The following is a 26,947-nucleotide window of genomic DNA, read 5'->3' as shown; positions in this document are numbered from 1 at the left end:
GCCATGGACCCCATGGATCCCTGCGGTCGCCCGGGACGACAATCAGGGACTGTCCCCCGATTTCACTCGTCCGGGGTGTGGGGCGGCCCGTCGCCGTCGTCAAGCGGGGTAAAGAGGTCCCCAAGCGGATCCTCGTCCTCCTGCAGGTCGAGACCATCATCGGGGATTGGCACGGTCAGGTCCTTCGAGAGCCGCCCCTCGATGAAGCCCGAGCCCTTCAGTTCGTCCAGGCCAGGGAGGTCGTCGATGCGGTCGAGCCCGAAATGATCAAGGAAGCCCGGCGTCGTGCCGTAGGTCACAGGCCGGCCCGGCGTCCGACGCCGCCCGCGCAGCCTGACCCACCCGGCTTCGAGCAGGATGTCGAGCGTACCTTTGGCGGTGGCAACGCCCCGGATCTCCTCGATCTCGGCCCGTGTCACCGGTTGATGATAGGCAATGATCGCCAACACCTCGAGCGCCGCCCGCGACAACTTGCGCGGCGGCTCCGCCTCGGCCGCCAGCAGGTAGCCGAGGTCCGGTGCGGTCCGAAACGCCCATTTTCCGGCGACCTGCCGCAGATTGACGCCACGCGTCGCGTAGATGTCTGTGAGTCGGGCAAGGAGCTGCCGTACGGCGACGCCGGACGGCACGGAATGGCTGAGTTCCTCTTCCGAGAGCGGTGCAGCCGATGCGAAGAGCAGCGCCTCGACGATGCGCAGCGACTGGGCGAAGAGCTGCGCCTCGCTCCCCTCGTCATCGTCGATCCGCTCAGGCGCCGCAGACATCGTCACCGAGCCATCATAGCGGCAGGGTCGGCGGCCGCGCCGAGCGCCGCCGGATATAGAGCGGCGTGAAGGCACCATCCTGGCGCAGATCGAGAATTCCCTCGCGCACCATCTCCAGCATGGCAGACAGCGCGGAGGCACGAACGGTCGCGCGCATTTCGCTTTGCGACAGCCCGTGGCTCGCCATGTAGCGGGTCAGGTAGGGGTCGATCGCCGTCCAGTCCGCCGCCTCGCCGACCAGTCGCTGCAGGACCTCCCGCGCCTCGACCAGGGACCAGACCATGCGATGCCCGACGGAGATATGGCTTTGCGCCCGCTTCTGGCGCTGCTGGCCATAGGCCGAGAGCAGATCGTAGAGTTCGGCCTCCCAGACCGGGCGGGCGCCGGCAACGATCGGCTCCGGCGCACCACGGGCGAAGACGTCCTGTCCCAGCCTTTCCCGGGACGCCAGCCGCCGCGCCGCCGCGCGGATCGCCTCGAGCCGGCGCAACCGCAAAGCCAGCGCCGTCGCCAGATCCGCGGCACTCGGCTCCTCGCCCTTCGGTGGTTCGGGCAAAAGCAACCGCGACTTCAGATAGGCGAGCCAGGCCGCCATCACGAGATAGTCAGCGGCAAGCTCAAGCCTGAGCGCTCTCGCCTGCTCGACGAAGGCTAGATACTGCTCGGCAAGCGCCAGGATCGAGATGCGGTGCAGATCGACTTTTTGCCGCCGGGCCAGGTCGAGCAGCAGGTCGAGCGGGCCTTCATAGCCGTCGACATCGACGAGCAGCGCCGGCTCGCCGTCAGTGCGCGCCGGCCTGGCCTCGTCCTCGAACGGCAGTTCGGCGTCCATTCCCGCCGCGTCCCCAAGCTGTCACCCCTGAGAACGCAGGTTCCGACTATCGGCCGCCCAACGCAAGGGCGCTGGTCAACTGGGCGCGCGCAGCCTCCACATCGAGCGGTTCGGGCTCATGCCGGATCCGGGCGAGCGCCATCGCGGCGCGGCGGGCCCGTGCCCCCGTCATGTCCGGCACAGCGCCGGCAACGGCGATCATCTCCTCCATGATGCCGTGGCAATGCAACACGATGTCGACCCCGGCGCGGATCGCCGCCCGCGACTTCTCGGCGAAGCTGCCTGAGAGCGCCTTCATCGAGATGTCGTCGGTCATGATCAGGCCGTCGAAGCCGAGTTCGCCGCGCATGATCTCTTTGACGACCCGACGCGAAACCGTGGCCGGATGCCCTTGATCGAGTGCCGTGAACACGACATGTGCCGTCATTGCCATCGGCATGTCGGCGAGATGTCGGAACGGCCGGAAATCATGCCCGCGCAGCGCCTCGAGCGAGGCGTCGACGACCGGCAGGTCATGATGGCTGTCGGCCCGCGCCCGGCCGTGGCCGGGCATATGCTTGACCACGGGGATGACCCCGCCCGCCAGGAGTCCCTCCGCCGCCGCGCGGCCGAGGCGCGCGACCATGTCGGGGTCATGGGCATAGGCGCGATTGCCGATCACGTCATGGCTGCCGGAGACCGGCACGTCGAGTACCGGCAGGCAATCGACATCGATGCCGACGGCCTTGAGATCATGCGCCATCAGCCGTGCCGAGAGCCGCACGATCTCGCGCTGTTGCACGGGGTCGTTGATCCCAAGGAAGGCTTGCGCCGGCGGATAGGCCGGCCAGTGTGGCGGCCCCATCCGCTGCACCCTGCCACCCTCTTGGTCGATCAGGATCGGCGCATGCCAGCCCACGGCCTCCCGCATTTGCGCGGTCAGCGCCGCGGTCTGTCCCGGAGTCTGGGTGTTGCGTTTGAAGACGATAAAGCCCCAGGGCCTGGCATCGCGGAAGAAGGCGCGTTCGTCAGGGGTGAGGCTGGTGCCGAGGCAACCGGCAATGAAGGCGCGGGATTTCATGAAGCAGGCCCGAGGCGGATTGCAAAGCAGCGGAAGCCGTCTTGTCGCATGATTCCCGCTCTGGCGCCTTAGCGGAAGAAGCCCGGGACCAACTGGCCCCGGGCTTCGCTCTCGACCTATTTGGCAGAGCCCAGGAGGCTCAGCACATCGAGGCTCAGCGCATCTGCTGCGCCATGCCGGCGTTGAACGCGTCGAAGGGCAGTTCTGCGACACGGAACCAGAGCTGTTCCTTGCGCCAGTAAGGCAACCACGAATCATAGAAGGTCTTGAAGGCCGGATTGCTGGCCGCAAGCTCGCCATAGAGCGCCTGCGCTTCCTTGAAGGCGGCGACCATCACGTCCTGCGGAAACGGCCTGAGCTCAGCGCCGCTGGCGACGAGGCGCAGCAGGGCGTCGGGATTGCCGTGGTCATATTTCGCGACGCAAAGCGCGTTGGCCTCGGCGCAGGCCGCTTCCACGATCGCCTTGTACGAAGCGGGCAGCGCGTTCCACTTCTCCAGGTTCACGATGAAGCTGACATTGGCGCAGCCCTCCCAGAAGCCGGGATAGTAATAGTACTTGGCGACGCGCTGGAAACCGAGCTTCTCGTCGTCGAGCGGACCTGAGAATTCGGCTGCGTCGATCGTGCCGCGCTCCAGCGCCGGATAGATGTCGCCACCGCCGATCTGCTGCGGCACGACGCCCAGCTTCGCCAGGATCGTGCCACCGAGGCCGGCAATCCGGAACTTCAGGCCCTTCAGATCCTCGATCGTCTTGATCTCCTTGCGGAACCAGCCACCCATCTGCGCGCCGGTATTCCCCGAGGGGATGGTGTGGAGGTTGTAGGTATTCATGAAGGCGCGGCAGAGCTCGAGCCCACCGCCCTGATAGAGCCAGGCATTGTGCTGGCGGGTGTTCAAGCCGAAAGGCAGCGAGGTCTCGAAGGCGAAGGCCGGGTTCTTGCCGATGTAGAAACTCGACAGCGTGCTGCTGCACTCGACGGTACCGTTCTGGACGGCATCGAGCGCCTGCAATGCCGGCACGATCTCACCCGGCGCGAAGACCTGGATCTGGAACTGGTTGTCCGTCGCTTCCGCGACGCGCTTGGCGATCTGCGTGCTGATGCCGAACAACGTGTCGAGGCTCTTCGGGTAGCTCGAGGTCAGGCGCCAGCTGACCTTCGGCTGGGCCTGCGCGATGGCCGGCGCAGCGATGGTCACGCCACCGGCTGCGACTCCGGCGCCTGAGGCCTTGACGAAAGTACGGCGATCCATGGATGTCCTCCTGAGTTCGGTGTCATCGTTTCAGGGCATGCCCTACCCGGATTCGACGCGTGCGTCTTTGACCGCGATCCCGGACGCCCAGCCCCTGCCAACACAGCACGACATAACACCGCCACCTGTCCGCGACACACGGCAAAGGAAAACCGCCGGTGGCAGAAGCCACCGGCGGTCTGATCATCTCGAAGTTGGCAATCAGTTCTTGGCGATGAAGCACTGGCCGCCGGCAGCCTGAAGCTGCGTGCACATCGTTGCCGCATCCTCGCGGGAATACGGCCCGATGCGCAGGCGATAGACGGTCTTTCCGCCAGCGAGATCCGTCTTCTTGACGATCGGCGACTGGCCGCCGAGCTGGCCAGGATATTTGCGCTGCAGGGCCGCGAATGCGGCGCGTGCCTCCGCTTCGCTGCCGGGAGCAGCGAGCTGCACGGCAAAGTCGCCGGTGCCGCTACGGATCGCGGCGGTCGCCGGAGCAGGCGTCGCAGCGGGGGCCGGTGTCGGAGCAGCACTTGCAACACGCACCGGCGCGGCCGGGGTGGTCGCCGGCGCAGGTGTCGCGACGCGCTCCTGAGCCTTCGGAACTTCAGGCGCCACGGCCGGCGTCGCAGCCGTACGCGGCCGCGGCGGATTGGTGCTTGCGGTCGAGGATGGATTGAGCGGCAGGTTCCCGCCGAGCCTGGTCGGCGCTGCGCCGGTCGCGAGCCCTGACGCGCCGTTGCTATAGGCCGCGCTCGCGCCGGGCGGAGGCGCCGGCGTGCCATCGGGACGGATCGAGACGGTACGCACCCGGCGCGGCTCGCCGAGGCCTGGTACGCTGGACGTTGCGATCAGACCAGCTTCGGCCGGCGAGACGGAGCCGCGCTCAGGAGCCGCCGGAGCCTGGGCCAGCGGATTGCCATTGGCGCCTGCCTGCGGCGTCGAGCCGAGTCCCGGCATGACCATCCGGCCCGGCATCGTGCGTGCCGCCTGCTGGATATCGACCGGCTGCTCCTCGCGGCTGACGACCTTGGTCGGGTTCGACGGGCTGTCCCCAGCACGCTCGTAAATCTGCTTGTTCTGATTCGGAATCTCGGCGCCGCCGGGATTGGTCGGCGCAACCTTGCTCGGGCCGCCATCGGCCGCGATGACCGGCGGCTGGCCGTCGCTCGTCACGGACGGACCGCGCAGGCCCATGTAGCCGCCGACGCCAATCACTGCGACGGCAATCGCGGCAGCGGCAGCCCAAAGGCCCTTGCGCGAGCGCCGCGGCGGCAAATCCTGATAATCATCTTCGGCCATCAGTGGCGGCTCGGGATAGTCCGCCTGCGTGTCGTGGCCGTAATCCTGATATTGCGCGTTGCCACGCTCCTCGTCGAGGTCACGCGCATCATGCGCGGCAGGCCGGGCGGGCTCCGACCGTGCAGCGCGATAGGGCTCCGGCTGTTCGACCGGCGTCGGAACATAGACCGCAGCCTGCCGGACCGGTTCGGCGGCAGGTGCCGGGCGGGCGATATCCCCGCGGCGAAGCAGCGCCTCGAACTCGTCGAGTGCCCCCAGCATATCGGCCGGCGGCTGTGCATTGTTGGCGGCAACAGGCTGCTGAGCCGGTGCCTGGGCAAAAGAAGGCTCCTGGCGCTGCCGGGCGCCCGGCCAGGCTGCAGCGGCGGCCGCTTGCTGCTGCACCGGAGCGGCAGCGGCCCGCGGCGAGAAGAGTTCCTTCAGGGGGTCATCCTGACCGACGATTCGGGTCAGCTCGACAAGCGGGTCGACAGACGCCCCTGCCTTTGGAGGCTGAGCCGCGCCGCGCAGCTGACGCTCGAGGTCATCGAGGTCGAGGGCGAAACGGTTCCTAGCTGGCTCACTCATGGTATGATCCATTCCAGCGCTGTCGGCGCCCGAATGGAACGCCGAACTCTACGCAAGGTCAATCTGACCGACTTTGCGCGCCGCCGGCGATCCTGGCCGTCAACGCATTTCTTCCGGCGCCGCAACCCCGACGACAGCCAGACCGGAGGCAAGGACGCTGCGCACCGCGTGCACGAACGCCAGTCTTGCTACCGTGGATTCTCGATCAGTTTGATTAACGAACCGTAATTGCGGCGAGTCTTTGCCCTTGTTCCAGAGCGAGTGGAACGCGCTCGCCAGCTCATGGACGAAGAATGCCACGCGATGCGGCTCATGTGCGCTGGCCGCTGCATCGATCATTCTTGGATAGGCAGCGATCATCTTGATGATGCCGATCTCCGCCTCGTCGGTCAGGCGCGACAGGTCCGCCTGCGCCAGCACCCCGGGCGACAGATCGATGCCGGGGAACGCTTCGCGCGCCTGCCGGAAGATCGAAGCGCAGCGTGCATGGGCATATTGGACGTAGAAGACGGGATTGTCCTTCGACTGCTCGACGACCTTGGCGAGATCGAAATCGAGCGTCGCGTCGTTCTTGCGGAAGATCATCATGAAGCGCACCGCATCGCGGCCGACYTCGTCGATGACTTCGCGCAGCGTCACGAAATCCCCGGAGCGCTTCGACATGCGCACCTGCTCGCCATTGCGCAGCAGCCGCACGAGCTGGCAGAGCTTGACGTCGAGCGAGCCCTCGCCATGCGTCACCGCTTTCACCGCAGCCGACATGCGCTTGACATAGCCGCCATGATCAGCGCCCCAGACATCGATCATCTCGGCGAAGCCGCGAACGAATTTCGACCGGTGATAGGCGATGTCATTGGCGAAATAGGTGTAGCTGCCGTCCGACTTGAGCAGCGGCCGGTCGACATCGTCGCCGAACAGCGTGGCCCGGAACAGGGTCTGCTCGCGGTCTTCCCAGTCCTCGTCCTTCTGCCCCTTGGGTGGCGGAAGCCTGCCTTCATAGATCAGGTCGCGCGAGCGCAGGTCCTCGATCGTCTCGCGCACGGCATCGATATTGCCGTCGACCGCCTGAAGCGAGCGCTCCGAGAAGAAGACGTCGTGAACGACCCCGAGTGCAGCGAGATCGTCCCGGATCATCGCCATCATGCCATCGATCGCGGCAGCGCGCACCGCCACCAGCCATTCGGACTCGTGCTTGCCCCGCAGGCTCTCGCCATAGGTCTTGGCCAGGCTCTCGCCGACCGACTTGAGATAGTCGCCGGGGTAGAGTCCCTCCGGGATCGCCCCGATCTCCTCGCCCAGCGCCTCGCGGTAGCGCAGGAAAGCGGAGCGGGCGAGTACATCGACCTGCGCGCCGGCATCGTTGATATAGTACTCGCGGCTGACCGCGTGGCCGGCAAAGGCGAGCAGGCTCGACAAGGCATCGCCGAAGACAGCGCCGCGCCCGTGGCCGACATGCATAGGCCCGGTCGGATTGGCCGAGACATATTCCACATTGATCTTCGGATCGGGCCGGAGCGCACCGCGGCCGTGATCCAGTCCGGCCTCGATCGCGGATTTCAGAATCCCCGTGAAGACGGCCGGCTGCAGCGTCAGGTTGATGAAGCCCGGCCMCGCGATCTCGGCCTTCGCCACGTCCGGATCACGCGCGAGCTCATCAACCAGCAAGGCTGCCAGAGCGCGTGGGTTGGTGCCGGCCTCCTTGGCGAGCACCATCGCGGCATTGATCGCAAGATCGCCATGGGCCGGGTCCCGCGTCGGCTCGACGACGACACGGGCGAAGGACAGCCCGGTCGGGATGGCGCCGCGATCTGCAAGCAGGGTCAGGGCGCTGTTGATGCGCGCGGAAAAGGTCTCGAACAGGTTCATTGCGACCGCAAGAATACGAAAACTGGAAGGAAGAAGTGCCCGGGCCTATCGCAGCGACGGGGTCGCGTCAAACAGGCGGCGATGCTCGTCGAGCGCGTACCAGTCGGTCATACCGGCAATATAGTCGGCAATCCGGCGGGCCTTGCGGGGCTCGTCGAGCTCCGTCATCCCAGCCGCCCAGTCGGGCGGCATCGCCTGCGGCGCCGCAGCAAAGCGCGTGAAAAGGTCGCGCACCACGTCGGCTGCCTGCTGGCGAATGACCCCGACCCGTGGGTGCCGGTACATGTTGGGATAAAGGAAGGCCTTGATCTGGCGATCGGCCGTCGTGATCGTCTCCGAGAAGGCGACAACCGGCGCTCCCGCCCGGCGGATCGCATCGGCATCAGTTGGCGCCAGCGCGGCAATGAGCTCCTCGGAGCGCCCGATCACATCCTCGACGAAGCGCGTGATCACCCGGCGCACCAGCTCGTTCGTGGCGCGGGATGTCTCGAGGCCAGGATGCAACCGCTCGATCTCGTCGAGCAGATCCGCCAGGAACGGCACGACGCGAAGCTCCGCATGCCCGAACAGCCCTGCCCGCAAGCCATCATCGATGTCATGGGCGTTGTAGGCGATGTCGTCGGCGAGCGCGGCGACCTGCGCCTCCGCAGAGGCATGGCTGTCGAGCCAGAGATCCTGCCGCTCCTGATACTCGACGATCGCCGCTGGGACACCAGTCTTCGCATAGCGGGCAGTCGGCACGCCGTCGGGGCCGATCAGCGGGCCGTTATGCTTGACCAGCCCTTCCAGCATCTCCCAGCTGAGGTTGAGCCCGTCGAAACCGGCATAGCGATGTTCGAGCCGGGTCACGATTCGCAGCGTCTGGGCGTTGTGGTCGAAACCACCGAACTTGTGCATGCAGGCATCGAGGGCATCCTCACCGGTATGCCCGAACGGTGTGTGGCCAAGGTCATGCGCCAGCGCCAGAGCCTCGGCCAGATCCTCGTCGAGGCCGAGCGCCCGGGCGAGTGCGCGCGCGATCTGCGCCACCTCGATCGTATGCGTCAGGCGGGTACGGTAATGATCTCCCTCATGCGAAACAAAGACTTGCGTCTTGTGCTTCAAACGGCGGAAGGCTGTGGAATGAATGATCCGGTCGCGATCGCGCTGGAAATGGCTGCGCGTCGGTGACGCCGGCTCCGCGATCAGGCGGCCGCGGCTCTGGCTCGAACGACAGGCATAGGCCGCGCGCCAGCGGTCGCCGGGCTCGCGGTCGGATGAAGGGCTCTGTGGCTGCGGCATGGCGGACCTATCGACGCCCCCTGCTTGTACAGGCGCTGCGGCGCAATTACCTTTGCAGACAACAAAGGTGCAAGGAGCATCTGCCTATGACGACCGATCTTCAGGTCAATCCGCGTGGCATCGCCGTCACCGGCAAGGCCGCGAATCGCATTCTCGCGGTGATGGCGAAGGAGCCGCCCGGCTCGATGCTGCGCGTCAGCGTCGCCGGTGGCGGCTGCTCGGGCTTCCAGTACATCTTCGATGTCGACCACGAAAAAGCGCCGGGCGACCTCGTGATCGAGCGCGACGGCGCAACCGTCCTGATCGACGAAACCTCGCTGGACCTGCTCGAAGGCTGCACGATCGATTTCGTCGATGATCTTGTCGGCCAGTCCTTCAAGATCACCAATCCGAACGCGACCAGCTCCTGCGGCTGTGGGACGTCGTTTGCGCTCTAGCGGGTCGGCAATGGGCAGCAGGGCCTGATGACGGGCCGTGCCTGACGCCATTCTCCCGAAGCAGCTGACGATTCTCGGCGAAACGCGCAGATCACCTCGGGCGCGAGAGGCGAGTTCATGGCCGCCGCTGTCCGACGCCGGGCGCTCGGCGCCCACAAAAAGGAAAAGGCGCCCTGACGGCGCCTCTTCCTTGGTCTGCGATCTGATTGTCGGCGCTCAGTGCGAGCTGATCGCGCCGCCCTGCTCCAGCCTGATCTCGGCCGCCATCAGGCCCTTCGGTCCAGGTCCGTAGCGCACCAGCACCGTCTGGCCGGGGATGAGCTCCACGATGCCGTAGCGGCGCAAGGTTTCCATATGGACGAAGATGTCCGGAGCGCCCTCGCCCTTCGAGACGAAACCGAAGCCGCGCAGGCGATTGAACCACTTCACCACCATGCGCTCGAGCCCGCTCGTCGGAGCAACCGAGACATTGGTGCGTGCCAGCGGCATCTCCGCCGGATGGCGCCCGGCCGAGGTATCGATCGACATCACGCGCACCGCCTGACGTCCGCGCGCCTTCGCGATCGCTTCCAGAACGATGCGGGCCCCTTCGGCGATGGCGTTGAAGCCATCGCGCTTCAGGATGGTGACATGGACGAGCACGTCGGCACCGCCATCCTCAGGAACCACGAAACCGTAGCCCTTGCTGACATCGAACCACTTGACGTAGCCCACGACCTCGACGCTTGCGTCGTGATCGAAGCCTTCGCCTCCGTCCAGCCGCATGATGCGGTTGAGTGATTGAATCGGACCGACCGGTGGCCGCCCGCTCTCACCGAACTCGTCGGACATGTCCCGCTCATCTCCGCGCGAACTGTTTGATTCGTGCCGATACGATACCATCGGTTCGAAGGCGCGATACAGCCGGCTTGGCGTCATCCACATCATCGCGATGGACACCGCGGCAGATTGGCAACGCTTTTGGCGCGCTCAGCCTGCCAGCCGGCCAAGCGCGGGGCCGATCTCGGCCCGCACCACGAGATCGGCGATCGCGTCGGGCTCCGTCGGTTCGCGATTGATGATCACGAGCTTCGCTCCATTGCGCTTGGCGATCGCCGGAAACGTCGCAGCCGGAAACACCACCAGCGACGAGCCCGCGACGAGGAAGAGATCCGCCCGCATGGTCAGCGCATGCGCCCGTCGCATCGCCGCTTCCGGCATGGCCTGGCCGAACGAGATCGTCGCGGACTTCACGATGCCGCTGCAGATGATGCAGCGCGGCGGCTCTCCGCTTGCCTCGAAGACCGGGCGGATCGCGGCCAGTTCATGCCGCCAGCCGCAGGTCAGGCAGGTGGCATAGGTGCCGTTGCCGTGCAGTTCGATGATCCTGTCCTCGGGGATGCCGGAATCCTGATGCAGCCCGTCGATATTCTGCGTGATCACTCCGGGAGAGCGCCCCTGGGCCACCAGATTAGCAAGTGCCTTATGGCCGCGATTGGGCATCGCACCGGCAAAATGGTCATCCATCGCGAACTTGCGGCGCCAGGCTTCGACGCGCGCCTCGCGGCTGGCGACGAAAGCGTCGAACGGGATCGGTCTGTGGATCATCCAGGGCGAGCCGGGCGACCGGAAATCCGGCACGCCGGATTCGGTCGAGATCCCGGCTCCGGTGAAACTGACGATCACGGCAGCGCGGTCGAGCAGCACGTGGAGTTCGTCGATCGCGTCGTTGGTCTCGTCCTGCATGGGCCCACTCGTCCGCCTTTGCCGCTGCCTATATGAGCGCTGCCCCGTGCTGCGGCCAAGCCGATTGACGCGGAGCCGGACGCGCCTCAAAGCTGCCGTCATGCTCCAGACTGTCCGCCCCACGCTGAACCCCGACCTTCTCGACACCGGCACGCCGCCGATCCCGCAGGCGCAGGGTTGGGCTCGTTCCTATGACGGCCGCTCCGGCCCGCTGATCGATCTTTCGCAGGCTGTGCCAGGCTCGCCACCACCCGCGTCCCTGCTGCAGCGCCTTGGCGAGGCCGCCGCCCTGCCCGATCTGACACGCTACGGCGCGATCACCGGCGATCTTTCGCTGCGTGAAGCCTATGCCGCCGAGATCGGCAGGATCTATGGCACTCCATTTGCGTCGACCGAGATCGCCATCACCTCCGGCTGCAATCAGGCCTATGTCGTGACCATGATGGCGCTCGCCCGGGCAGGCGACAATGTGCTGCTGCCGACGCCCTGGTACTTCAATCACGAGATGACGCTGACAATGCTCGGCGTCGAAGCGCGCCCGCTCCCCTGCGATCCGGCTTGCGGCTTCGTTCCGGATGCCGAGCAGGCGGAAAGCCTGATCGATGCAAAGACCCGCGCGATCGTGCTGGTGACGCCCAACAATCCGACCGGCTCGGTCTATCCGCCCGAGACCATTGCGGCCTTTGCCGCGCTCTGCGCGAGGCGCGGAATCTGGCTCGTCATTGACGAGACTTATCGCGACTTCCTGCCGGACGGAGTGAAGGCGCCGCATGAGATCTTCGCCACAAGCGGCTGGCGGGATTCCGTGATCGGCCTCTACAGCTTCTCAAAGGCCTATGCCGTGCCAGGCTGGCGCCTTGGCGCCATCACCGCCGGAGAGGCGGTCGTAGAGCAGATCGGCAAGGTGCTGGACTGCGTCCAGATCAGCCCCGTGCGGGCCGGCCAGCAGGCGGTTGCCTGGGGCATCGACGGCATTCGCGACTGGCGCGAGACCAACCGTGCCGAGATCAATGCACGGGCCGGCGCCTTCCGTGCCGCGATGGCGCCGCTGAACGGCTGGCAGGTGCTCGCAGCCGGGGCCTATTTCGCCTATGTCGCGCATCCATTCGCAGACGTGCCCGCGGCAGAGGTGGTGCGGGCCCTGGTCGGGGAGCGTGGCGTGCTCGCCCTGCCCGGCCCCTATTTCGGCCCCGGGCAGGAACAGCATCTGCGCATCGCCATCGCCAATGTCGGCAAGGAACGGATCAGCGAGATCGGCGAACGGCTCTCGGGCTTTACGCTCTGAATGAAACTCGGGGTCATCCCGGGTGGCCGATGGGCGACCGGGACGACCATTGGCCAGAACCTTACCGAAGCAGGGCGGCGTAGCGCTCGCGATAGGCGTAGACCAGCAGACCGCCACTGACGATCAGGATGAGTGCGACCGGCAGGCCCTGCGGATTGATGGTGAGGTGGAACAGCACGATCACGGCCATCACCGGCGCAATCAATGCGAGCCCCAGGGCCGGCACGATATTGAGAAGCAGGCTGAGCGCCCCGACAAGATTGACGCTTTTCAGAAAGGGCCAGAAGAAGCCGGAATTCTGCAGAGCGAGCTCGAATTCCATGCCCTTCGGCGAAGTCGGCGGATGGATCAGATGGCTCCCCGTCGCCAGGAACCAGAAACCGTCGACTGCGCTGACCAGGAAGATCAGGCCGAGCAAAAGCCGCGGCACGGTGACAAGCAGAATGTGCTTCATGAGAGCGCCCCCAGCGCTTTCGTCTTGGACAGCGCGGCCGATGGAACCGCGCTCCCCTCCTGTCAAACGACTGCGATCACATCGTTGCGCCGATCTGCCAGGGCACGAACTCGGCATCGCCATAGCCGAGCTGCTCGGATTTGGAGCGCTCGCCGGACGCAACGCGCAGCAGCGTCTCGAAAATCTCGCGGCCCTTCTCCTCCAGCGTCACGCCATCGAGGATGTCCCCGCAATTGATATCCATGTCGTCGATCATCTTCTCGTAGATCGGCGTATTGGTGGCGAGCTTGACCGAAGGTGTCGGCTTGCAGCCATAGGCCGAGCCACGCCCGGTAGTGAAGGCGAGGATATTGGCGCCTCCCGCGACCTGCCCCGTCGCCGCGACCGGGTCGTAGCCAGGCGTGTCCATGTAGACAAAGCCCTTCGATTTCACCGGCTCGGCATAGTGATAGACGGCCGCCAGCGTCTTGGTGCCGCCCTTCGCCGCCGCACCCAGCGACTTCTCCAGGATCGTGGTGAGCCCGCCCGCCTTGTTACCCGGCGAGGGGTTGTTGTTCATGCTCATGCGGGCGCGCTCGGTATACTCCTCCCACCACTTGATCACGCCGACGAGCTTCTCGCCGACCTCGCGCGTTGCAGCGCGGCGGGTGAGCAGGTGCTCGGCTCCGTAGATTTCGGGCGTCTCGGACAGGATCGCCGTGCCGCCATGCTCGACCAGGATGTCGACGGCAGCGCCCAGCGCCGGATTGGCCGTGATGCCGGAATAGCCATCGGAACCGCCGCATTGCAGGGCAAGCGTCAGCTCCGAGGCGGGTACCGTCTCGCGCACGGCGCGGTTGGCGATCGGCAGCATCACCTTCAGCGCCTCGATGCCGGCGGCGACGCTCTTCCTGGTGCCGCCCGTCTCCTGAATCGTCATGGTGCGGAAGATGTCGCTCTCCTCGACGCCATAGGCTTCCTTCATGCGCTTGATCTGAAACCCTTCACAGCCGAGGCCGACGACCAGCACCGCCGCCATGTTGGGGTTGCAGGCATAGCCCCAGGTCGTGCGCTTCAGGACCTCGAAGCTCTCGCCATTGTAGTCGATGCCACAGCCGGTGCCGTGGGTCAGCGCGATGACTCCGTCGACATTGGGGTAATCGGCCAGAATGCCCGAGCGCTTGATCTCCTCGGCCATGAAGCGCGCGACCGAGGCCGAGCAGTTCACCGAAGTGAGGATGCCGACATAGTTGCGCGTGCCGGCCCCACCGCCCTTGCGGCGAAACCCCTCGARCGTCGCCTGCTGCTCGACCGGCAGCACGAATTCAGGCTTCGCCTCGGCGCAGAAATCATAGTCGCGTTCGAAGGCGTGGAAGCCGGTATTATGCTCGTGCACCCATTCGCCAGGCGGGATGTCGACCGTGGCAAAGCCGATGATCTGGCCGAATTTGCGGATCGGCTCGTCCCTGGCAATTGGGGCCAGTGCGACCTTGTGGCCGCGCGGAATGCGTTTCAGGGCGACGACACCCGCTGCGGTGACGCCTGCATCGATCGGGTCGACCGCGACCGCGACATTGTCGGCGGCATTGAGCTTCAGCGTACGCGGCGGCAAGACCTTGTCGAGCATGAGAGGAACCGTCTGCTTGGGGGTGGCGACCCAGGGCCGCGCTCTTCCAAGACATGCGCCTGTCCTGCGCTTTTTTCAATCGGTTGAAAGTAAGCCCGGCCTTGCATGCGACGCCGGATCGTCAGGCCGGCCTATCGCTCGACCGAAACACTGAGCTGCATGGTCGGGTGGATGCCGCAATAGAGCTCATATATGCCGGCCCGCGTGAACGGGATCGTCACCGACTGACCGGGCTCCTGCGCTCCGGAGTTGAACGGCTTGGGACCGGTGTCCAGCCGCACATTATGGGTACGGACATCGTCATTGTTGATCGTCAGGCTCTGGCCGGCATGCAGCCTAACGGACGAGGGCTGGAACATCTTGTTCTTCTGCGAGATCGTCGTGCCCAGGTCCGCAACCGCCAGCGCAGCAGGCCGGGCAGCGCTGAGGGCAGAAACCGGTGCGGGCGGATTTTCGCTCGACAGCGTCGCCAGGAAGGCCAACAGCGCGGCGCGCTCCTCCGACGTCAACCCGATCGGCTTGATGTCCGGCGAGAGGCTCGGCCGCTGCACGACGCCGTGCTCATAGTGATCGAGCACGGCATCCAGCGTCGGCAGCGAGCCGTCATGCATATAGGGCGTGGTCCAGGCCAGCTCCCGCAGCGACGGCGTCTGGAACGCATGATCGGCTGCTCTCAGATCGATAATCTTGCCGCGCCCGAGATCGCTCCCCGGCAGACCGACATCGTGAAAGGCACGATCGGTGAAAGCCCAGCCGGAGTGGCAATTGCTGCAGCCGGCCCAGCCGGTGAAGAGCGCAAAGCCCCCTGTTCTTCGCTGGTGAGGGCGGTCTCGTCGCCTTCGACCCAGGCATCGAAGCGGGTCGGCGGCGAGACCAGGCTTCGGACATAGGTCGCGAGCGAGGCGCTGATCTGGTCAGGCCCGATGCTCCGGCTACCGGGAAACGCGCTCGCGAAGGCCTTGCGATAGTCTGGCCTGCGCGAGAGCTTGACGGCGATATGCGGCAACGTCTCGGCCATCTCGAGCGGGCTCTCGATCGGGCCGTGCACCTGCTCCTCGATCGTGCGCGCCCGCCCATCCCAGAAGAAGGCTGCGCCCCAGGCGAGGTTCCACAGATGCGGTGTATGACGTGCCAGCGGCACCAGTGCCACGCCCTTCCCGATCGCAACGCCGTCGGTGAAGCCGAGCGCCGGGTCATGGCATGTCGCGCATGAGACCGTGCGGTTCGAGGACAAGGCCGGATCGCCGAACAGGCGCCGCCCGAGCTCAAGCTTGGCGGGGTTGAGCGGGTTCGAGGCACGGAACGGCACGGCGCTGGGACGTCGATAGCTCGCGCGCGCAGCGGTCAGCCCTGCACCCGTTGCGGATTGGGCGGGCTCCACCGCCTGCGAGCCACCGATCAGCGCGAGCGCGGCAGTGGTCGCGCCGGCGAGAAAGGCGTTCAAAAGGGAGGCCGACAGGGCCATCGCCGTGCCTCAGCGCAGGAAATTCCCAGCCTGGAGCTCAACCCGAGCGATATCGCCGCGCACGGCGCTGGTATCCTTGACCGGCTTCTTCGGTGCGACCGCCGTCGGCCACGCCTTCTTGAGTTCGGCAAGCGCAGCCTGCAATTACTTGAAGGCAGTCGCGTCCTTGGCGGCAAGCTCGCCGGCAACCGCATCGATCATCGCAGCCGAATGCCAGACGAAGCCGCGCGAGTCCTGATACTCGACCGCCTTGGCGATACGGCCCTTCTCGATGGCGTTGCCATATTCGTCGGCGGCGACCTTCAGGGTCTCGAGCGCTGTCTCGACCGAGAAGCGCGGCCAGTTCTTCTCGGCCTCACGGAGCCCGGCATCGGCCTCGGCGAGGCGCTCCTGCACCAGCTTCAGCGCGCCGTCATAGGCATCCTTCTTCCTGGCCTTGACGGTTTGCGCCAGCGCCTTCAGCGCGGCCTCGAAGGGACGGACCTTGTAGGTTGCGAGATCGTTCTTGATGCCACCATAGATTTCTTCAGCCGGGTGCAGGAAGTGCGGCAGCGCCCCACCGAAGCGCCCATCCTTGACCAGTTCGTCGCCAACCAGGAGGTGGCCCCGGATCAGGGCGATCGAACGTGCAAATTTGAGGTTGGGCGCCAGCGCGTCGGCTTTGCCGCCTTCGCCCCCCTCTCCACCTTCGCCGCCCGGCCCCTTGGCCGGCGTTGCCTTCACTGGAGCGCCATGAGCGTGCTGGGCAATGTCGAAGGAGCCGCTCGCATGCAGGGCCGGAGCAGCGGAGGTCTCTGCGAAACCGGCCGCCGCCACGCCTGCTCCCGCAGCGATCACCGTACCGAGACCGATCCACAGCTTGCTCGAAGTCTTCATCATGTCATCCCGGGTTGGCCGACAGGCGGCGCTGCCACGCAGGGCCTGGCAGACATCCCACGTAAGAACACGACCTCTCGAATGAACCCGAAAGCTGACATCGTCAAGCAACCGCATCGCCTAGAAGTACGATTACATTGATTCTAAACTAGACATCAAGGTAATCACCCTAGTAATCCCTTGATGCCAGCTATTTTCTGCCCCGGCGCAAACTGTAGATGCGGCCTTCAGCGAGCGAGAATCTCCATGATCCTGCCGATCGGCAACATCCTGACACAAGCCGAGATCGAAGATGCCCGTGCCGCGTTGGCCTCGCTGCGCTTCGAGGATGGTGGCAGGACCGCGGGCTGGAATGCGAAACTGGTCAAGAACAACCGGCAGGCGGCTCCGGGTGCGCGCGCCGATGCGCTCAAGACTCTCCTCGCGGAGCGCATTCTCGCCAATGAGGTCTTCGCGGCCGCCGTCCGCCCCAAGGCCCTGACGCCGCTGCTCTTCAGCCGCTACGAGCCCGGCCATGCCTATGGCAGCCATGTCGACGACGCCCTGATGGGCGGCATGCGCACCGACGTCTCGTTCACCCTCTTCCTGGCCGACCCCGCGACTTATGAAGGCGGCGAACTGGTGATCGAGACCACGTCGGGCGACGAGGCGATCAAGCTCCCGGCCGGTTCGCTCATCGCCTATCCCTCGACCACGCTGCACCATGTCGCGCCCGTGACCAAGGGCGAACGGATTGCTGCCGTCGGCTGGGCTCGCAGCTTCATCCGCGACGCAAGCCAGCGCGAGATCCTGTTCGATCTCGACCGGGCCCGTCGCGCACTGTTCGGCCGCGAGGGCAAGACGCCCGAGTTCGACCTGATCTCCAAATCGGTCGCGAACCTCACCCGGATGTGGGCGCAGGACTGACTAGATCATTGGACCGGATATCGTATCCAGTCCAATGATCTAACCCTTTGTTTTGCATCGACTTTCCCGAAAGCCGCAATCCACTTTTCGGGCCGATGCCTTAGCGGGTGCCAGCACCCGGAGTTCCCGTCGCCGCCAGGCCGGCAAGCGTCTCGTCGACGATCGCATCCTTGGCCAGTGCCACCGACACGACCAGCGGGTGCTCATCCGCCCCGGGCTCTTCCAGCGCCGCGAACTGGCTGTCGAGCAGCGCCGGCGGCATGAAATGGTGCTGGCGCGCCGCCATGCGCTGGCCGATCAGCTCCCGCGAGCCCTTGAGATAGACCAGCGCGACATCCGGCCGGTCACCGATGATGACGCGGCGATAGGCACGTTTCAGTGCGGAACAGGTGACGATTCCGTTCTTGCCGGTCGCGCGCAGCTCGTCGATCCAGGCCGCGATCGCCGCCAGCCAGGGCTTGCGGTCCTCATCGTTCAACGGCGTACCGCTCGACATCTTGGCGACGTTCTCGGGCGGGTGGAAGGAATCCGCATCACGAAACGGCCAGCCCAACCGCTCGGCCAGACGCTCGCCGAGCGAGGTCTTGCCGGAGCTGGCGACGCCCATGACGACGATGACGGCCGGCATCTGCCCATGCGGGAAAGCGCTCATGACGCTCACGGCTTCTTCGGCTCGACATGCCCGCCGAACCCGGCGCGCATCGCCGAGAGCACCTTCTCGGCGAAGGTGTGGTCCTTGCGCGACCGGAAGCGGGTGTAGAGCGAGGAGGTCAGCACCTCGGCCGGCGTCGCGGTCTCCACCGCGGCCTGCACCGTCCAGCGCCCCTCGCCCGAATCCGAGACATGCCCGGTATAGGCAGACAGCTCCTCGTCGGCGGCCAGTGCCTCGGCCGTGAGATCGAGCAGCCAGGAGGTCACGACCGAACCGCGCCGCCAGACTTCGGCAATCTCCGCGACATCGAAATCGAAGCCGTATTCGGGTGGCAGACCGTCCTTGGCCGAGGCATTGCGCAGCAGGTCGAACCCTTCGGCGAAGGCCTGCATCATGCCGTATTCGATGCCGTTATGGACCATCTTGACGAAATGGCCGGCACCGACCGGGCCGCAATGCAGATAGCCCTGCTCGGATGCCGGGTTGCGGCCCTCGCGGTGCCGGCTCTCTGGAATGTCGCCCTTGCCAGGGGCCAGCGCCTTGAAGATCGGCTCCAGACGGTCGAAGCCCGCCTTGTCGCCACCGACCATCAGGCAATAGCCGCGCTCCAGCCCGTGAACGCCGCCGCTGGTGCCGATATCGAGATAGTGCAGCCCCTTCTCTGCGAGCTCCTGCCCGCGCCGGACATCGTCCTTCCAGAAGGCGTTGCCGCCATCGATCAGTGTGTCGCCGGGCTGGACGTGGGCCGCGAGTTCGCTGAGCGTCGCCTCGGTGATCTCGCCGGCCGGGAGCATCACCCAGATCGCCCGCGGTGCCTTCAGCTTCGAGACGAGATCGGCGAGATCGGCGGCAACCACCGCGCCTTCACTTGCCAGCGCCGCGCCGGGCTTGGGATCACGGTCGTAGACCACGCATTCGTGCCCGGCCTTCATCAGCCGGCGGACGATATTGGCTCCCATGCGGCCGAGGCCGATCATTCCAAGCTGCATAGCAAAGGCTCCTGCCGGGGATCCTGAACCGGCTTTGGGAGCGCTTCATGCCTCGTGCAGCGGGTTGGAGCAAGCGGAACCCGGCAGGGGTCAGCCGCGCTGCAGCGCCCGCCAGCGTCCGGGGGGCACGCCATAGGCGCGGCGAAACTGGCGGGTCAGATGGCTCTGGTCGGCAAAGCCGCAGGCCATCGCCACCTCGACGAGCGAGGTGCCGCCGAGCAGGAGCCTGCGCGCCTGCTGAAGCCGGCGCATCACGAGATAGTTATACGGGCTGGTGCCGAAACAGGCGCGAAAATGCCGGGCCAGAGTGAAGCGATCGAGGCCGGCAATGGCTTCGAGTTCGCGGGAGGCCACCACCTCGTCGCGATGGGCGTCGAGATATTGGCGGGCTCGCTCAGCGGCAGGCCGGTCGAGCGCGTGTCCCGTCGGCCGCGCAGCCGATGGATCGAGCGCGAGCAACGCTTCGGCGAGCGGCAGCAGGATATCCTCGGCGGCGATCTCGTCGAGCGGCGCATCAAGATCGCGCAAGGCATGGGCTACCGCGCGAACGAGCCGCGCATCCTGCGAAACTGCGGTCGAGACGAAGGGCAAGGCGCAGCCCTGCGCTCCCAATGCCTCCCGGATCAGTCGCGGCTCGACATAGAGCATGCGGTAGCTGAACCCCTCCGGAATCCCGGCGCGCCCGTTATGGATCTCGTCGGGATGCAGCACGATCGCATGCCCGCTCAGGCTGTCGCACCGGCTGCCGCGATACTCGAAGCTCTGCACCCCGGACAGCGTCTGCCCGAACGCATAGGTGTCATGGCGATGCGGATCATAGGCAAAGCCGCGGAAGAACGCTTCCATCCGCTCGATGCCGTCTATGCCCGAGCCCGTGCGCACCCAGTCGGCGCCCTCCGGCCCGCACGATCGTTCAAGACGAGCCTTCCCGGCTTCGGTTAGCGATTGGGTCATGCGTTACGATACCAAGATCGCCATCGTGGTACGCGAGAATCTCGCTCCCTGGCAAAAACTCAATGTTGCGAGCTTCCTGGCCGGAGGGCTGGTCGGCGCTTCGCCCGAACTCGCGGGCGAAGCCTATCGCGACGGCTCCGGCCGTTTCTACGGCCCTCTGATCCGCCAGCCCGTCCTGATCTTTGCGGCGGCAGGCGAGCAGTTGAAGCAGGTTTTGGAGCGCGCCCGCGCCCGTGGCGTGCGCCCGCATCTCTATACCAGCGAGCTGTTCACGACCGGCAACGACAGCGACAACCGGGCCGCCGTCGCCGCCCTGCCGACCGAAGCGCTCGATCTCGTCGGGCTGGCGCTCCACGCCGAACGCAAGGAAATCGACAAGATCGTCAAGGGCTTGACCCTTCACACCTGAATCAATCTCTGAACCTGTGCTCCGTCGAGCTCGCCCATCGCACCCGACAACACGATCTCGCCGCGATCCATCACGAACATCGTGTCGGCGAGTTCGCGCGCGAAGTCGAAATATTGCTCGACCAGCACGATCGCCATGTCGCCGCGCTGGCGCAGATAGTCGATGGCACGGCCGATATCCTTGATGATCGAGGGCTGGATGCCCTCGGTTGGTTCGTCGAGCACCAGCAGTTTGGGTCGGGTGACCAGCGCCCGCGCGATGGCGAGTTGCTGTTGCTGGCCTCCCGAGAGGTCTCCGCCGCGTCGTCCCAGCATGGACTTGAGCACGGGGAATAGGTCGAACAGGTCATCCGGGATGAAGCGGCTGCGGCGTGGCAACGGCGCGAACCCGGTTTCTAGGTTTTCCTTGACGCTCAGCAGCGGAAAGATCTCGCGCCCCTGGGGCACGAAGCCGATGCCGGCCCGCGCCCGATCCTCGCTGCGCAAGCTCGAGATGTCCTCGCCCGCAAAGCTGATGCGCCCGCCGCTGATCGGCTGCTGGCCGACGATGGCGCGCATCAACGAGGTCTTGCCAACGCCGTTGCGGCCCATGACGCAGGTGACTTTGCCGGGTTCGGCGGCAATCGAAACCCGGCGCAGGGCCTGCGCCGCGCCGTAATGCAGGTCGATGGCTTCGACGTTCAGCATCGTCCGATGTCCAGCCGCTTCGCCTGATCGAACAACCGGTTCCCATGTTTCCCGATCATGCTCACCGCCCCAGATAGACTTCGACGACGCGCTCATTGGCGCTGACCTGATCGAGCGGCCCTTCGGCCAGCACCGCACCTTCGTGCAGCACGGTGACCTTGACGCCGAGTTCGCGGATGAACCCCATGTCATGCTCGACCACGATCACCGAATGGTCCCTGGCAATCTCCTTGAGCAGCACCGCCGTTTCGGCCGTCTCGCCATCGGTCATGCCGGCGGCCGGCTCGTCGACGAGCAACAGCTTCGGGTCCTGAGCCAGGAGCATGCCGATCTCGAGCCACTGCTTTTGCCCGTGCGAGAGTGAACCGGCGAGACGGCTGCGCGCATCCCCCAATTTGATGATGCCGAGAATATTGTCGACGCGCTTCTGGTCGGTTGCCGCCGTCTTCCAGAACAGGGTTCTGGCCACCGTGCGTTGCGATTTCAGCGCCAGCAGGATGTTGTCCTCGATGCTGTGGAAGTCGAACACGGTCGGCTTCTGGAACTTGCGGCCGATGCCGAGATTGGCGATTGCGGCCTCGTCGAGCCTGGTCAGGTCGACCGAGCCGCCAAACATCACCGTCCCCTCGTCCGGCCTGGTCTTGCCGGTGATGATATCCATCATCGTCGTCTTGCCGGCGCCGTTGGGCCCGATGATGGCCCGCATCTCGCCCGGCGCGATCACCAGCGAAAGCCCGCGGATCGCCTTGAAGCCGTCGAAGGAGACGCTGACGCCATCGAGATAGAGCAGTGAGGAGGTGAGCGCTGCATGGGCCGGGATCATGCGCGTCACTCCGCCGGGGCCGGTTCGGCCAGCGGGGCGGCTGGCTCGCGCTTGCGCCGCCTCCCCCACCAGTCCTGCGCCGTGCCGAGAATGCCCTTGGGCATGAACAGGGTGACGAAGACGAAGAGGGCTCCGAGCGCGAAGAGCCAGTAGGGCGCCATGAAGCCGGAGGTGAAGACCGTCTTGGCGTAGTTCACCACGACCGCGCCCAGCGCCGCGCCGACCAATGTGCCGCGCCCGCCAACCGCGACCCAGATCACGGTCTCGATCGAGTTGGCCGGAGCAAATTCGCTGGGGTTGATGATGCCGACCTGCGGCACGTAGAGCGCGCCTGCGACGCCAGCCATGCAGGCCGAGACGGTGAAGACGAAGAGCTTGAAACGGTCGACCCGGTAGCCGAGGAAGCGCGTGCGCGATTCGGCGTCGCGGATCGCGATGACGACCTTTCCGAGCTTGGAATCGACAATGCCGCGGGCGATCAGGAAGCCGGCGATCAGCATCACGCAGGTCATCGCAAACAGCGCCGCGCGCGTCGCCTGCGCCTGCACGTTGAAGCCCAGGATGTCCTTGAAGTCGGTCAGCCCGTTATTGCCGCCAAAGCCCATGTCGTTGCGAAAGAAGGCCAGCAGCAGCGCATAGGTCAGCGCCTGGGTGATGATCGAGAGATAGACGCCGGTGACGCGGGACCGGAAGGCGAACCAGCCGAAGACGAAGGCGAGCAGCCCCGGCACCACCAGCACCATCAGCATGGCGAAGGGGAAGGAGGAGAAGCCGTACCAGTACCAGGGCAGTTCGTGCCAGTTCAGGAAAACCATGAAGTCGGGCAGGATCGGATTGCCATAGACGCCGCGCGAGCCGATCTGGCGCATCAGATACATGCMCATCGCATAGCCGCCGAGCGCGAAGAAGGCGCCGTGGCCAAGCGAGAGAATGCCGCAATACCCCCAGACGAGGTCGAGCGAGATCGCGAGCAGCGCATAGCAGAGGTATTTGCCCCAGAGCGACATGGTCGAGGTCGGGACATGAAGGACCGAGTTCTCCGGCAGCAGCAGATTGGCGAGCGGGACCAGCACCGCCAGTGCGACCAGAAGTCCGAGGAAGATGAGGCCGCGCTTGTCGAGCCCCTGGATGAGAAAGCGGGTGATCATGCCTCCACCGCCCGGCCCTTCAGCGCAAACAGGCCGCGCGGGCGCTTCTGGATGAACAGGATGATGAAGACGAGCAGTGCGATCTTGCCGAGCACCGCGCCGGCATAGGGTTCGAGCAGTTTGTTTGCGACGCCGAGCGTCATCGCGGCGACGAGCGTGCCCCAGAGATTGCCGACGCCGCCGAAGACGACAACCATGAACGAGTCGATGATGTAGCCTTGGCCGAGATTGGGGCTGACATTGTCGATCTGCGACAGCGCAACGCCGGCCAGCCCCGCCACGCCGGAGCCGAGCCCAAAGGTCAGCGCATCGATCCGGCCGGTGCGAATCCCCATCGCCGCCGCCATCCGCCTGTTCTGCGTCACTGCGCGCATCTGCAACCCCATCGGCGTGAGCTTCAGGATGGCCAGCAGGGCGGCGWAGACGAGCCCGGCGAAGACGATGATCCAAAGCCGGTTCCAGGTGATCGCAAGCCCGCCGATCTCGAAGACCCCCGCCATGAAGGCCGGTGCCCCGACCTCGCGATTGGTCGGACCGAAGGCGGTGCGGACCGCCTGCTGCAGGATCAGGCTGATGCCCCAGGTCGCGAGCAGCGTCTCCAGCGGCCGTCCGTAGAGGAAGCGGATGACGCCGCGCTCGATCGCGACACCGACCAGCCCCGCGACGAGAAAGGCCGCCGGTAGCGCAATGGCGAGCGAATAGTCGAACAGGCCTGGAATGCGGGCGCGGATCACCTCCTGGACCACGAAGGTGGTATAGGCGCCGAGCATCACCATCTCGCCATGGGCCATGTTGATCACGCCCATCACGCCGAAGGTGATGGCAAGCCCGATCGCGGCGAGCAGCAGGACAGAGCCGAGCGAAAGCCCGTACCAGAAATTCTGCGCCGCGCGCCACAGGGCGAGCTTGCCCTCGATCTCGGAGATCGCCCGCACCTGCGCCTCCTTCAGCGACTGGGGAACGTCGCCCGGCAGGGAGCGCAAGGTCGCCAATGCATCCTGGTCGCCACGCTCGCGCAGCACATCGATCGCGCCGAGTCGGTCGAAGGGCTGTGCGTCGGCCTTGCTGATCAGGATCGCCGCCTGCGCCTGGCGCAGCGCGATCCTCGCCCGATTGTCGGTCTCCTTGGCGATGGCGCCATCCAGGACCGGCAGCACCGAGGCGTCGCGCGATTTGAAGACCGCCTCGGCGGCGGCGGCGCGCCGGGCCGGATCGGGATTGAGCAGGCCGAGCCCACCCAGCGCCGCCTGGATCACGCGCCTGACATTGTTGTTGAGCCTGACAGCGCTGACACCTGCCGGCTCGGCAGGGAGCGGCTGGCGGGTCCGCGCATCGCTGAAACCGCCTGCCCCGGTCCTGATCGCGACCGTCCCGCCGCCCGCGAGCAGCCGCCCCTCGGCGAGCGCCTCGATGATCACGGCCGCGTTCGGATGAGCGGTCTGGACCAGAATCTCGACCGCCCGCGCCGTGTCGGAAAAGCTGTCCGCCCCCAGCCGGGCAAAGGCCTCGTCGGCGCTCTGGGCGAAGGCCACGCCCGGCGCGAGCAGGAGAGCCGTCGCGACCACGATCATGCGCAGCAATCTGGACAGGAGAAGCATCGGCTCGCTCTTCATGACGCGCTCAGATCGGGACCTCAGCTCTCATCCCGGGAACCGCGCAGACGGAACCTCGGGGATGCGCGCTGCCTTGCTTGCGAGAGCCGCCGCAGGTCGCGGCAGAAAATGAGGGGCGGCCGGGCGCTATTCGCCCGTGCCGCCCCTCCCCCTCATGACCTCACGCGCCGCCGCACTTGCTGGTCTTGACGTTGAAATTGCCGCATTTCTTCTCAACCCAGTCGCCGACCAGATCCTTGGAGCCATCGAGTTCTTTCGACCAGGCGTCGCCGGGCACGAGGCCTGTCTTCGAGACGACGTCGAACTGGCCATCGGCCTTGATCTCGCCGATCAGGACCGGCTTGGTGATGTGATGGTTGGGAAGCATCGTCGAGACGCCGCCGGTCAGGTTCGGCGCCTCGATGCCGGGCAGTGCATCGATGACCTTGTCCGGATCGGTCGACTTGGCCTTCTCGACCGCCTTCACCCACATGGCGAAGCCGATGACATGGGCTTCCATCGGATCGTTGGTGACCGCCTTGTCGTTCTTCTTGAAGGCCTTCCACTGCTTGATGAAGGCGTCATTCTCCGGGGTCTTCACCGACTGGAAGTAATTCCAGGCGGCGAGATGGCCGACCAGCGGCTTGGTGTCGATGCCTGCAAGCTCTTCTTCGCCGACCGAGAAGGCTACGACGGGAATGTCGATCGCCTTGATGCCCTGGTTGCCGAGCTCCTTGTAGAAGGGCACGTTGGCGTCGCCGTTGATGGTCGAGACCACCGCGGTCTTCTTGCCGGCCGAGCCGAATTTCTTGATGTCCGAGACGATCGTCTGCCAGTCGGCGTGGCCGAACGGCGTGTAGTTGATCATGATGTCCTCGGCCTTGACGCCCTTGGACTTCAGATAGGCCTCGAGGATCTTGTTGGTCGTGCGCGGATAGACGTAGTCGGTGCCGGCGAGCACCCAGCGCTCGACCTTCTCTTCCTTGGCAAGGTAATCGACGGCCGGGATCGCCTGCTGGTTCGGCGCGGCGCCAGTGTAGAACACGTTGCGCTCACTCTCCTCGCCCTCGTATTGCACGGGATAGAACAGAATCGAGTTCAGCTCCTTGAAGACGGGCAGAACCGATTTGCGCGACACCGAGGTCCAGCAGCCGAAAACGGCGGCGACCTTGTCCTTGTTGATCAGTTCGCGCGCCTTCTCGGCGAAGAGCGGCCAGTTCGAGGCCGGGTCGACCACGACGGCCTCGAGCTTCTTGCCGAGCACGCCGCCCTTCTTGTTCTGCTCCTCGATGAGCATGAGCATGACGTCCTTCAACGTCGTCTCGGAGATCGCCATCGTGCCCGAGAGAGAGTGGAGGATGCCGACCTTGATGGTCTCCTGCGCAGCGACCGGCAGGAACGACCCCAGGAATGTTGCGCCCGCCAGTGCGGCGCCCAATACGACGCGACGAGTAGTATTCACGGCCTGATCTCCCGAACACTTTTGTTGGCGCGCTCCCCTCGAGCGCTGACTGGCCTTGCCGGCCTGTTCAGGAAGGTTCGCAAGCGACGTGCCAACCGGGGAAAGCACGCAAATCCGTGTCATCAGGACGAAATCGAAGACAATTTCTGCCAATCACCTCGCGCCGCACGCAACGATGCTGCAATCGCGAAGGGACTGCTCATTTTTTAGACAGAAACCGTGCCTGCCCTTTTTGCAGCCCGCACGCCCGCACAGTCGAGCCCGGAAACGCAGTGGTTTCGACGAAGGGGACAGCGTAAATTTTAGCATTTACGAAGTAAGGAGAATCGCCTTAGCCTCTCTCTTGTCGGTAACAACTGAAAGGAGGTGATCCAGTGTCTCATTGTCATCAACCGCTGGTGCAAGGCGGGCGGACCTGGACTCATTCCCTGTGGGAGTCTTGTTCCGCGTGAGTTTTCGCACCTTCAGGTCCGGTTCGCCGGGCCGCGGTTCGACAATGGAAGGGCTGCCCGAAAGGGCGGCCCTTCTCGTTTCCGGGAGCAGCCCTGCAGTCCCGGTTCTGGCGCAGCAGC

General features: G+C 65.5%; 26 protein-coding genes. 4 read left to right on the top strand and 22 right to left on the bottom strand.

The features are described 5' to 3' along the window. Window positions 1-62 precede the first annotated feature (62 nt). From scpB to AC1D34_RS03365, 7 genes are all read right to left on the bottom strand, one after another. On the bottom strand, window positions 63-764 hold the full coding sequence (gene scpB / locus AC1D34_RS03395; protein WP_441490030.1) for an SMC-Scp complex subunit ScpB: 702 nt from the start codon (window positions 762-764) through the stop codon (window positions 63-65). Window positions 765-777: 13 nt separating this feature from the next. Then, window positions 778-1,596, bottom strand: a complete 819-nt coding sequence (locus AC1D34_RS03390) for a segregation and condensation protein A (RefSeq protein WP_441489702.1) — start codon at window positions 1,594-1,596, stop codon at window positions 778-780. A 46-nt stretch (window positions 1,597-1,642) separates the two neighbouring features. Continuing rightward, window positions 1,643-2,656 carry a beta-N-acetylhexosaminidase gene (nagZ, locus tag AC1D34_RS03385; RefSeq protein WP_476823480.1) on the bottom strand — a complete coding sequence of 338 codons (1,014 nt, stop codon included), beginning with the start codon at window positions 2,654-2,656 and terminating at the stop codon, window positions 1,643-1,645. A gap of 154 nt (window positions 2,657-2,810) precedes the next feature. Then, window positions 2,811-3,908, bottom strand: a complete 1,098-nt coding sequence (locus AC1D34_RS03380; RefSeq protein WP_476823479.1) for a TRAP transporter substrate-binding protein — start codon at window positions 3,906-3,908, stop codon at window positions 2,811-2,813. A 201-nt stretch (window positions 3,909-4,109) separates the two neighbouring features. Then, complete coding sequence (locus AC1D34_RS03375) at window positions 4,110-5,759, bottom strand: SPOR domain-containing protein (RefSeq protein ID WP_476823478.1); 1,650 nt, start codon at window positions 5,757-5,759, stop codon at window positions 4,110-4,112. 99 nt (window positions 5,760-5,858) lie between these two features. Then, entirely contained in the window at window positions 5,859-7,625 is a 1,767-nt protein-coding gene (gene argS / locus AC1D34_RS03370; protein ID WP_476823477.1) for an arginine--tRNA ligase, read from the bottom strand. A gap of 45 nt (window positions 7,626-7,670) precedes the next feature. Then, window positions 7,671-8,906 carry a deoxyguanosinetriphosphate triphosphohydrolase gene (locus AC1D34_RS03365; RefSeq protein WP_441489697.1) on the bottom strand — a complete coding sequence of 412 codons (1,236 nt, stop codon included), beginning with the start codon at window positions 8,904-8,906 and terminating at the stop codon, window positions 7,671-7,673. Between the two features lie 86 nt (window positions 8,907-8,992). On the opposite strand from AC1D34_RS03365, the gene AC1D34_RS03360 reads away from it, so the two are divergent. Further along, a complete protein-coding gene (locus AC1D34_RS03360) occupies window positions 8,993-9,343 on the top strand; it encodes a HesB/IscA family protein (RefSeq protein ID WP_441489696.1) in 351 nt (116 codons plus the stop codon). Between the two features lie 216 nt (window positions 9,344-9,559). Here the strand turns inward: AC1D34_RS03360 and AC1D34_RS03355 are convergent, their stop codons facing one another. Together AC1D34_RS03355 and AC1D34_RS03350 are read right to left on the bottom strand one after the other, a co-directional pair. Next, window positions 9,560-10,174, bottom strand: coding sequence for a cold-shock protein (locus AC1D34_RS03355; RefSeq protein WP_441489695.1), 615 nt, complete (start codon window positions 10,172-10,174; stop codon window positions 9,560-9,562). 138 nt (window positions 10,175-10,312) lie between these two features. Next, entirely contained in the window at window positions 10,313-11,068 is a 756-nt protein-coding gene (locus AC1D34_RS03350; protein ID WP_476823476.1) for an SIR2 family NAD-dependent protein deacylase, read from the bottom strand. Between the two features lie 100 nt (window positions 11,069-11,168). Between AC1D34_RS03350 and AC1D34_RS03345 the strand changes: the two genes are divergently transcribed. Then, window positions 11,169-12,353 (top strand): aminotransferase, encoded by a 1,185-nt coding sequence (locus AC1D34_RS03345; RefSeq protein ID WP_476823475.1) that lies wholly within the window; start codon window positions 11,169-11,171, stop codon window positions 12,351-12,353. A gap of 61 nt (window positions 12,354-12,414) precedes the next feature. Here AC1D34_RS03345 and AC1D34_RS03340 read toward each other — a convergent pair whose 3' ends face one another. From AC1D34_RS03340 to AC1D34_RS03320, 5 genes are all read right to left on the bottom strand, one after another. Continuing rightward, complete coding sequence (locus AC1D34_RS03340; RefSeq protein WP_441505987.1) at window positions 12,415-12,807, bottom strand: hypothetical protein; 393 nt, start codon at window positions 12,805-12,807, stop codon at window positions 12,415-12,417. Window positions 12,808-12,883: 76 nt separating this feature from the next. Next, a complete protein-coding gene (locus AC1D34_RS03335; protein ID WP_476823474.1) occupies window positions 12,884-14,413 on the bottom strand; it encodes a UxaA family hydrolase in 1,530 nt (509 codons plus the stop codon). Window positions 14,414-14,544: 131 nt separating this feature from the next. After that, window positions 14,545-15,024 (bottom strand): cupredoxin domain-containing protein, encoded by a 480-nt coding sequence (locus AC1D34_RS03330; RefSeq protein WP_476823473.1) that lies wholly within the window; start codon window positions 15,022-15,024, stop codon window positions 14,545-14,547. 62 nt (window positions 15,025-15,086) lie between these two features. Then, entirely contained in the window at window positions 15,087-15,878 is a 792-nt protein-coding gene (locus tag AC1D34_RS03325) for a cytochrome-c peroxidase (protein ID WP_476823472.1), read from the bottom strand. A 144-nt stretch (window positions 15,879-16,022) separates the two neighbouring features. Beyond that, a complete protein-coding gene (locus tag AC1D34_RS03320; protein WP_476823471.1) occupies window positions 16,023-16,754 on the bottom strand; it encodes a hypothetical protein in 732 nt (243 codons plus the stop codon). 246 nt (window positions 16,755-17,000) lie between these two features. Here AC1D34_RS03320 and AC1D34_RS03315 point away from each other — a divergent pair, with 246 nt between their 5' ends. After that, window positions 17,001-17,660, top strand: coding sequence for a Fe2+-dependent dioxygenase (locus tag AC1D34_RS03315; protein WP_476823470.1), 660 nt, complete (start codon window positions 17,001-17,003; stop codon window positions 17,658-17,660). A gap of 100 nt (window positions 17,661-17,760) precedes the next feature. Here the strand turns inward: AC1D34_RS03315 and AC1D34_RS03310 are convergent, their stop codons facing one another. The 3 genes from AC1D34_RS03310 to AC1D34_RS03300 all read right to left on the bottom strand — a co-directional run bounded on the left by AC1D34_RS03310 (window position 17,761) and on the right by AC1D34_RS03300 (window position 20,255). Further along, window positions 17,761-18,312, bottom strand: a complete 552-nt coding sequence (locus tag AC1D34_RS03310) for a gluconokinase (protein WP_441489689.1) — start codon at window positions 18,310-18,312, stop codon at window positions 17,761-17,763. Between the two features lie 5 nt (window positions 18,313-18,317). Then, window positions 18,318-19,301 carry a phosphogluconate dehydrogenase (NAD(+)-dependent, decarboxylating) gene (gene gnd / locus AC1D34_RS03305; protein ID WP_441489688.1) on the bottom strand — a complete coding sequence of 328 codons (984 nt, stop codon included), beginning with the start codon at window positions 19,299-19,301 and terminating at the stop codon, window positions 18,318-18,320. Between the two features lie 90 nt (window positions 19,302-19,391). Further along, entirely contained in the window at window positions 19,392-20,255 is an 864-nt protein-coding gene (locus tag AC1D34_RS03300; RefSeq protein ID WP_441489687.1) for an AraC family transcriptional regulator, read from the bottom strand. On the opposite strand from AC1D34_RS03300, the gene AC1D34_RS03295 reads away from it, so the two are divergent. Continuing rightward, window positions 20,254-20,664 carry a DUF2000 family protein gene (locus tag AC1D34_RS03295; protein ID WP_441489686.1) on the top strand — a complete coding sequence of 137 codons (411 nt, stop codon included), beginning with the start codon at window positions 20,254-20,256 and terminating at the stop codon, window positions 20,662-20,664. The two genes, AC1D34_RS03300 and AC1D34_RS03295, sit on opposite strands and share 2 nt — an antisense overlap. Here the strand turns inward: AC1D34_RS03295 and urtE are convergent. From urtE to urtA, 5 genes are all read right to left on the bottom strand, one after another. Further along, window positions 20,655-21,350: an urea ABC transporter ATP-binding subunit UrtE gene (gene urtE, locus AC1D34_RS03290; RefSeq protein ID WP_441489685.1), complete on the bottom strand. Its 696-nt coding sequence runs from the start codon at window positions 21,348-21,350 to the stop codon at window positions 20,655-20,657. The two genes, AC1D34_RS03295 and urtE, sit on opposite strands and share 10 nt — an antisense overlap. 61 nt (window positions 21,351-21,411) lie before the next feature. Continuing rightward, window positions 21,412-22,173, bottom strand: a complete 762-nt coding sequence (urtD, locus tag AC1D34_RS03285) for an urea ABC transporter ATP-binding protein UrtD (protein WP_441489684.1) — start codon at window positions 22,171-22,173, stop codon at window positions 21,412-21,414. A gap of 5 nt (window positions 22,174-22,178) precedes the next feature. After that, window positions 22,179-23,321, bottom strand: a complete 1,143-nt coding sequence (gene urtC / locus AC1D34_RS03280) for an urea ABC transporter permease subunit UrtC (protein ID WP_476823469.1) — start codon at window positions 23,319-23,321, stop codon at window positions 22,179-22,181. Continuing rightward, on the bottom strand, window positions 23,318-24,934 hold the full coding sequence (gene urtB, locus AC1D34_RS03275) for an urea ABC transporter permease subunit UrtB (RefSeq protein WP_476823468.1): 1,617 nt from the start codon (window positions 24,932-24,934) through the stop codon (window positions 23,318-23,320). The genes urtC and urtB overlap by 4 nt, the downstream gene beginning before the upstream one ends. 160 nt (window positions 24,935-25,094) lie before the next feature. Next, entirely contained in the window at window positions 25,095-26,375 is a 1,281-nt protein-coding gene (gene urtA, locus AC1D34_RS03270; protein ID WP_441489681.1) for an urea ABC transporter substrate-binding protein, read from the bottom strand. Window positions 26,376-26,947 lie beyond the last annotated feature (572 nt).

Source organism: Allobosea sp. P1_A7, assembly GCF_056406775.1.
This window is presented reverse-complemented; position numbering and strand designations above follow the sequence as displayed.